At 68.9% G+C, this 7,630-nt stretch carries 7 protein-coding genes and 1 pseudogene; 7 read left to right on the plus strand and 1 reads right to left on the minus strand.

What is annotated here, in order from left to right:
* From mdoH to GRF61_RS22355, 5 genes are all read left to right on the plus strand, one after another.
* Positions 1-2,320, plus strand: a 2,320-nt coding sequence (gene mdoH, locus GRF61_RS22340; protein WP_169152829.1) for a glucans biosynthesis glucosyltransferase MdoH, incomplete at its 5' end; no start/stop codon positions are given.
* Complete coding sequence (locus GRF61_RS22345; RefSeq protein WP_169152830.1) at positions 2,253-3,851, plus strand: glucan biosynthesis protein D; 1,599 nt, start codon at positions 2,253-2,255, stop codon at positions 3,849-3,851. The genes mdoH and GRF61_RS22345, both read left to right, overlap by 68 nt.
* Positions 3,852-4,030: 179 nt before the next feature.
* Positions 4,031-4,156 carry a hypothetical protein gene (locus GRF61_RS25125; RefSeq protein ID WP_282447265.1) on the plus strand — a complete coding sequence of 42 codons (126 nt, stop codon included), beginning with the start codon at positions 4,031-4,033 and terminating at the stop codon, positions 4,154-4,156.
* Between the two features lie 95 nt (positions 4,157-4,251).
* Positions 4,252-4,800 carry a hypothetical protein gene (locus tag GRF61_RS22350; protein WP_211166143.1) on the plus strand — a complete coding sequence of 183 codons (549 nt, stop codon included), beginning with the start codon at positions 4,252-4,254 and terminating at the stop codon, positions 4,798-4,800.
* 170 nt (positions 4,801-4,970) lie between these two features.
* Positions 4,971-5,546, plus strand: coding sequence for a hypothetical protein (locus GRF61_RS22355; protein ID WP_169152832.1), 576 nt, complete (start codon positions 4,971-4,973; stop codon positions 5,544-5,546).
* A gap of 56 nt (positions 5,547-5,602) precedes the next feature.
* Here GRF61_RS22355 and GRF61_RS24945 read toward each other — a convergent pair.
* Positions 5,603-5,880, minus strand: a pseudogene (locus tag GRF61_RS24945) (transposase); the annotation flags it as partial.
* Positions 5,881-6,349: 469 nt separating this feature from the next.
* On the opposite strand from GRF61_RS24945, the gene GRF61_RS22360 reads away from it, so the two are divergent.
* Positions 6,350-6,967, plus strand: a complete 618-nt coding sequence (locus tag GRF61_RS22360) for a response regulator transcription factor (RefSeq protein ID WP_169152833.1) — start codon at positions 6,350-6,352, stop codon at positions 6,965-6,967.
* A gap of 290 nt (positions 6,968-7,257) precedes the next feature.
* Positions 7,258-7,630, plus strand: a 373-nt coding sequence (locus tag GRF61_RS22365; protein WP_211166144.1) for a hypothetical protein, incomplete at its 3' end; no start/stop codon positions are given.

Raw genomic sequence — 7,630 nt, forward strand, 5'->3', positions numbered from 1 at the left:
GCGCCTGACGCTGGGTTACGGCAGCACCGGAGAAACCGCCCGCCTCGCCTGTGCCCCGCCGCTCAACCGCAGCCCGATGGCGCCCCACGCCTGGCTGTCGGAGGCGGACGCGGACCTGCCGCCGGCCGCCACCGGCGCCCCCAGCACGGACGCGGAAGCCGCGCCTGACCGGCCGGAGCACCCGGACCGCGGCCGCGGTGGCCTGCGCCGGCTGGTGCTGCTGGCCCTCACGTTGGGCCAGACCTATGTCGCCACCAGCCTGATGACGGCGGTGCTGCCCTACCACGGCACCCGGCCGCTGGAGATCGCCGCGCTGGTGCTGTACGCGGTGCTGTTCTTCTGGATCTCGGCCGGCTTCTGGACCGCCGCCTGCGGCTTCCTGGTGCAGCTGCGCGGCGGCGACCGCCAGGCCATCTCGCGCACCGCGGCGGCGGATTTCCCGCTGGGCGACGCGCGCACCGCGGTGATCATGCCGATCTGCAACGAGGACGTCGCCCGGGTATTCGCCGGCCTGCGCGCCACCGTGGAGTCAGTGGCCGGCCGGGGCACGCTGGACCATTTCGACTTCTACATCCTCAGCGACAGCAACAAGGCCGACACCCGCGTCGCCGAGCTGCATGCCTGGCGCAGCCTGTGCCGCGACTGCGGCTGGGCCGGGCGGGTGTTCTACCGCTGGCGCAAGCACCGCATCAAGCGCAAGAGCGGCAACGTCGCCGACTTCTGCCGCCGCTGGGGGCGCAACTACCGTTACATGGTGGTGCTGGACGCCGACAGCGTGATGACCGGCGACTGCCTCACCCGCCTGGTGCAGCTGATGGAGGCCAACCCGGCCGCCGGCATCATCCAGACCGCGCCCTGCGCCGCCGGCCGCGACACTTTCTACGCCCGCATGCAGCAGTTCGCCACCCGGGTGTACGGGCCGCTGTTCACCGCCGGCCTGCATTTCTGGCAGCTGGGCGAATCCCACTACTGGGGCCACAACGCCATCATCCGGGTGGCCCCTTTCACCCGTTACTGCGCGCTCGGCCGGCTGCCGGGGCGCGGCTCGCTGTCGGGCGAGATCCTGTCCCACGACTTCGTCGAGGCGGCGCTGATGCGGCGCGCCGGCTGGGGCGTGTGGCTGGCCTACGACCTGGACGGCAGCTACGAGGAAATGCCGCCCAATCTGGTGGACGAGCTCAGCCGCGACCGCCGCTGGTGCCACGGCAACCTGATGAACGCGCGGCTCTTCCTCGCCCGCGGCCTGCACCCGGCGCACCGCGCGGTGTTCGTCACCGGCGTCATGGCCTATCTCTCCTCGCTGCTGTGGTTCGTCTTCCTGCTGCTGTCCACCGCGCTGCTGGCGCAGCATGTGCTCTCCGAGCCGCAATACTTCGTCGAACCCAACCAGCTCTTCCCGCTGTGGCCGCAGTGGCGGCCGGAGTGGGCCATCTCCCTGTTCGGCGCCACCGCCACCCTGCTGTTCCTGCCCAAGATCCTGGCGGTGCTGCTGCGGGTGGCGAAGGGCGCGGGCGGCTTCGGTGGCGGCGCAAAGCTGGCGGCCGGCATGTTGCTGGAGCTGGTGCTCTCGGCCCTGCTGGCGCCCATCCGCATGCTGTTCCATGCCCAGTTCGTCGCCGCCGCGCTGCTGGGCGTGCGCACCAGCTGGAAATCGCCGCCGCGCGACGACAGCGAAACCACCTGGGCCGACGCCCTGCGCCGCCACGGCGGCCACACGGTGCTCGGCGTGGCCTGGGCCGGCTTCGTCTATTGGCTGGACCCGAGCTTCCTGTGGTGGCTGGCGCCGGTGGTGGGAGCCATCATGCTGTCCATCCCCATCTCGGTGTTCACCAGCCGCGTCGGCCTGGGCCGTGGCCTGCGCGCGGCCGGGCTGTTCGTCATCCCGGAGGAGCGCCAGCCGCCTCCGGCGCTGAGCGCCACCGCGGCGGTCACCGCGGCCACGCCGGCACTGCCCGGCTTCGTCGACGCGGTGGTCGACCCAGCGGTGAACGCGCTGGTCTGCTGCACCGCCGGCCGCCGCGTGCATACAGCGCGGCAAGCCGAACGCAGCGCAGCGCTCGCCCGCGAAGCGGCCGCGGACGGACCCGCCGGCCTGAGCGAAGCCCGCCGGCTCGCCCTGCTGGACGACGCCGACGCGCTGTCGCGGCTGCACTTCACCGTCTGGTCCTCGCCGGCGGCGCACCCCGGCTGGCTGGCCGCCACCGCTGCTGCCCGGCCGCCCTATTCCCTCTCCTGGCCTGGAGCCCAAGCCGATGCAGAAACGCCAATTCCTTCTCGGCAGCGCGGCGCTGGCCGCGAGCACGCTGCTCCTGCGGGCTGAAGCGCGCGCCGCCGCCCCCACCGTGCCCGGCCGCGAGCCGCGTGCCTTCGACTACGCCTGGCTGAAAGGCCAGGCCCACCACCTCGCCGGCCAGCCCTGGCAGGCGCCGTCGCAGAACCTGCCGCCACCGGTGGCGGCGCTGGACTGGGACCAGTACCAGGCCATCCGCTTCCGCCCGGACCACACGCTGTGGCGAGACGAAGAACGCCATCTGCAACTGCGCTTCTTCCACCTCGGTCTGTTCTACCGCGAGCCGGTGCGGCTCTACGAAGTGGCCGACGGCCGCGCCCGCGAGCTGGCCTACGACCCCGGCATGTTCGACTACGGCCGCAGCGGGCTGGATGGCGGTGCCCTGCCGGCCGACCTCGGCTTCGCCGGCTTCCGCCTGCACTTCCACACCGACCCGGAGCGCGACGTCGCCGCCTTCCTCGGCGCCAGCTACTTCCGCGCCGTCGGCCAGGAGATGCAGTACGGCCTCTCCGCCCGCGGCCTGGCGGTGGACTGCGGCCTGCCCCGGGCGGAGGAATTCCCCCGCTTCACCGCCTTCTGGTTCGAGCGCCCGGCGAAGAACGCCGACCGCCTGGTGGTCTACGCCCTGCTCGACTCGCCCAGCATCACCGGCGCCTACCGCTTCGAGATCCACCCGGCGGCGGTGCTGACGATGGAGGTGGATGCCGCCCTCTACCCGCGCAAGGCCATAGAGCGCCTGGGCATCGCCCCGCTCACCAGCATGTACCAGACCGGCGAGAACGACAGGCGCATGGCCAACGACTGGCGGCCCGAGATCCACGACTCCGACGGCCTCGCCCTGCACACCGGCAGCGGCGAATGGATCTGGCGCCCGCTCGCCAACCCGGCGCAGCTGCGCTTCAACGCCTACCAGGACGCCAGCCCGCGCGGCTTCGGCCTGCTGCAGCGCGACCGCGACTTCGCCAACTACCAGGACGACGGCGTGTTCTACGAGCGCCGCCCCGACCTCTGGGTGGAGCCGCGCGGCGACTGGGGCCGCGGCGCGGTGCAGCTGGTGGAGATCCCGACACCGGACGAGACCCTGGACAACATCGTCGCCTTCTGGAACCCGGCCGAGCCGGTCGTGCCCGGCAAGGAGCTGCTCTATGCCTACCGCCTGCACTGGGGCAGCCGTACGCCGGCACAGCCACCGCTCGCGCGGGTGGTGGCCACCCGCAGCGGCATCGGCGGCATCATCGGCCAGCCGCGGCGCTACTTCTCCTGGCGCTTCGCGGTGGACTTCGCCGGCGGCGAGCTACCCCGCATCGCCAGCGACGTGAAGGTGGAAGCGGTGATCGAAGCCTCCAGCGGCAAGCTGGAGATCACCTCAGCCCGCCCGCTCGCCGCCGTCTCCGGCTACCGCGCCATGTTCGACCTGCGCCCGGCGGAAGGCAGCACCGCGCCGGTGAACCTGCGCCTGCACCTCACCGCCGGCGGCCGCCGCATCAGCGAAACCTGGCTCTACCAATGGACGCCGCCGGAGGCGGCGGAACAGCGGCGGGCGCTGCAGGCGGAGGGCTGATCCGCCGCCTGCGGGCAAGAATCCGCCCTGGGGAAAGAGACCACCGCAGCCGCCACCCGCCAGACGGATTCCTGCCTGCAGACGCATCGGCGCCTGGGCGGAAAGGCGGGGCACCGCTTCGCCCCCGACGGGATGCGAAGCGCGGCGCCGGGGCATCGCCCACCTACCCTCCCGCCTACATGATCGACCACGGCATGGGCGCGACGATGCAGCCGGGCAAGGACGGGCTGGCTCCCGCGTTCAACGCCGCGCAGACGTGGCCGCAAGCGGTGAAGACCTACCTGCAGCGCCCGACAGCGTCCTGAAGCCGTTGCGCCGGAACCGGAGGCGCCGCGCCTGCGGCTTGCAATCCGGGCCGGACTGGCTCATGGTCCGGCCGTCTCGTTCCGCGGACCTTGCCGTGCCTTCCACCCCCTACCTGCCGTCCTTCAGCTTCCACGAGCGGCACGACTCCGCCCCCATCGCCGCCGACGCGGAGGCCATCATCCAGGCCGTCGCCTCCATCGATTTCCGCGCCGTCCCGGTCATCGACCGCCTGATGCTGATCCGCGAGGCGCCCGCCAGGCTGCTGCGCCGCCTCGGCGACAAGCCGGCAGGCGAGACCCCCGCCTTCGGCCTGCACAGCTTCACTCCGCTGTCGCGCAGCGAAACCGAGATCAACTTCGGCCTCGCCGGCCGCTTCTGGCGGCTGGACTATGCCCTCGCCCGACTGCGGGACGCGGAGGATTTCGCCCGCTACGCCGAAGCCGGCGCCGCCAGGCTGGTGCTGCGCTACCAGGTGCTGCCCGCTGCGGCCGGGCGGCACATCCTGCGCACCGAGACCTTCGTCCAGTGCCCCGATCTGCGCGCCAAGGCTCTCTTCACCCCTTACTGGCTCGCCATCCGTCTCGCCAGCGGCTGGATACGCCGCCGCACGCTGCTGGCGGTGGAGCGGGCGCTCACCGCCTAGCGCGGCCTGCGGGCGACCGCCGGCAAGGCACTCTCCGCCTGCGGAAGGTGGCTGCGGCAGCGCCTGAGCCCGTACGGCGGAGCGGCCAGACCATCCGCGGCCACCGCCGGTTTTGCCACCGCCAACGCGCTCTACTATGTTGGAGACATTCCCCCGCACAGGAGCCAGCAATGGGCAAGATCAGCTTTCAGGAAGCCCCGGTGAAGATGGCGACCGGCGTCGTCGGCATCGGCGAGCATCACGACAACCACTGGGGGCGGATGCTGGTGCTCAAGCTGCTGCAATGCGACGGCGCCCGCCACCTGTTGATCGAGGTGCCGCCGAACCGTCAGGCCTGTGTGGACGGCATCGCCACCAGCAGCGGCGCATACAACGAGGACGCGGCGCTGGAGTTGGATCGCGAAGGCTGGCAGGGCGAGGGCGTGCTGCGCCTCTCCATGGTGGTGTACCAGGCACAGAGACGGGGCATCCAGGTCAGCTGCGCGGATGACACCTGCGTCTACTCGGCAAGCTTCGCTGTCGGGCCCAAGGGCATGAAGAGGCGCAACGAGAAGACGGTGGAGGTCTTGCGCCAGTTGGGCAACTCGCCGACGGGCGTGATCGTGCTGGGCGGCATCGACCACTTCGTCGGCAGCAACACCACCTTCACCGTGGGCAAGCTGCTCGCAAGCACCCCGAGCATCAACTTCGACTGGGTGGATGCCAGCGACAAGGGGAAAAGTGGTTTCGGCGTGAGGCTGGGCTGAGCCTGCGCCGGGGGACGGGATTTCAGCGTGCGGGCATGAGGAGTTTTTCCACGGTGACGGATGCCAAAGGTGTTCCCGATCCGCCGCCCGAGGGATGCCCCCGCTGCCATCCGGCGGCACGCCCAGGGTCAGGTAGATGGCCATGTTGCGGACCACGGCCTCATCACGAATCCTGACCCGCGGGGCATCGAAGAAGACCCACCGGCTCCAGCGGCCGCGCTTGCCAGGCCGTGACCTCAGCCATCACCGCATCGATGACCGAGCCGATGAATCCGGTGACACCTCGGCGGCGTTCGCGCCTGGGAATCACCGCGGGGCCGAAGCTGCCCTGCCGCCCGCACCCTTGCGCTGTTTGCCGGCCGGCCTCGCCGGGTTTCCGTTGGCAAGCGCCCCCGAATCACCATCCTCCCTGGAGCTGGCCACCAACAGCGCTTGTTCCCCTATTGCCGGACGGCCCTGGATCTGGCGCTGCCGCAGGTACGCTCTTGCGTATCTCACCTCATTGAGCATCAGCTATATCAAGATGATCAATGCCCAGGACATGCAGAGTCAGCTTGATCCGTCGACTTCCGCCTATTGTCGCTCAACTCCCATGATCTTCGCCTAGCATTAAGGGTTTCAGTTATGCGTAAATTGGTCGCTAGACAGAAACTGTCAGTCACATGCCTCCACCGCGGTGCGACAATTTTCCAGAACAAGCAAATACGCAAATGGATACCTCCAGCCGCCCCGCCTTGACACGTTCAACCCCCTCTCAACCCGCTTCCTCCATACGACGGAAGTTCCCCAAGGCAATACGCCTGATGCTCATCGACAGCCAGACGCTGTTCCGTGCGGGTCTCAAGGCCTTGTTTTCACAGACGACGGACATCAGGGTGGTTGGTGAAGCCGGCGACGGGCAGACAGCGAAACGCCAGGCGCGCGCAGTCGGTGCTGATGTCGTCCTGTTCTCCCCCATCCTGCCCGACGTGTTCGGCAGCGACCTCCTGCATGAACTCAGGGAGTCCCGGCCGGACTTCCGCTTCCTCGCCCTCGGCGAATCCGATGACTCGCAAACCGTCATGCGCAGCCTGCGTGCAGGCGCACACGGTTATGTGCGGAAGTGTTCGGAACCCCAGGTACTGTTCGATGCGGTAGCCAAGATCGCCGACGGCAAGCGCTACATCGACCCCTTCCTGCTCGACACGCTCCGTTTCGATCAAGGGGAGGCGGACGACGCCCCCGAACGCATCCTCTCCGCACGGGAACGCCAGGTGTTGAAGCTACTGGTCGCCGGCCATTCGATCAGCAACATCGCCGGCCAGCTGAACCTGAGCATCAAGACCGTCAGTACGCACAAGTCGCGCCTGCTGCAGAAGACCAACCTCTCCGGCACCGCCGATCTCGTCCGCTACGCCTTCCGTCATCACGTCGCCGACTGAGGCCCCCAAGGCTTCAATGCCCCGGGGCCGCCCGCCCACGACATTCCATGCGCAAGCGCCCCTCGCTTAGCTTCCCGCAGCGAATTCGGGTCAAAAATTTTTGCGCAAACACTTCACCAGAAAAGTCCTATATCTCTATAGGAATATGTCGATAGTCATACACGACCTTTCCGATACACTTGGTGACAACTACTCTGCATGCGGCGTCCAGCGGTCCTCCACGCGACACTCCGCCGATCCTCCGCACAGTAGGGAAGTAGCGGACATGGCCCTAACCCAAAGAAATATTCATGCGCGATCCACACCGTCTCCTTTGCAGCGCGCTACCCATCCTGCTCTGCATCGGCAGCGGCCTCTGGATAGGCTTCAGACACGAAGACTGGACTGGCGCATCGCTGATCATGGCCTTTGGCCTCGCCAGTGCCGCCGCCCTGGCCTTCACCTTTCCACCCGCCCCTTCCGGCACCCCAGCCGACCTCTCCGCAAGCGACAGTCCGGTCGTTCCCCCAGCGAGCCCGGCCGACGGTCTTGAACTACTGTGCGGTCGTCTGCTGCCCTTGTGGCAGAAGCACCTCGATGCGGTGCGAATGCAGATGGAAGAAGCGCTGACCGCGCTGTCGGCCACCTTCGCTGGCCTGTCGGTGCAGATGAGCCAGGCCCTGC

The organism is Azoarcus sp. TTM-91, from assembly GCF_012911025.1.
Lineage (GTDB): Bacteria > Pseudomonadota > Gammaproteobacteria > Burkholderiales > Rhodocyclaceae > Azoarcus.

Excerpts from the sequence above, each read along its gene's own strand:
- GRF61_RS22345 (WP_169152830.1), top strand. The coding sequence starts at position 2,253 with ATGCAGAAACGCCAATTCCTTCTCGGCAGCGCGGCGCTGGCCGCGAGC.
- GRF61_RS25125 (WP_282447265.1), top strand. The coding sequence starts at position 4,031 with ATGATCGACCACGGCATGGGCGCGACGATGCAGCCGGGCAAGGACGGG.
- GRF61_RS22355 (WP_169152832.1), top strand. The coding sequence starts at position 4,971 with ATGGGCAAGATCAGCTTTCAGGAAGCCCCGGTGAAGATGGCGACCGGC.
- GRF61_RS22360 (WP_169152833.1), top strand. The coding sequence starts at position 6,350 with ATGCTCATCGACAGCCAGACGCTGTTCCGTGCGGGTCTCAAGGCCTTG.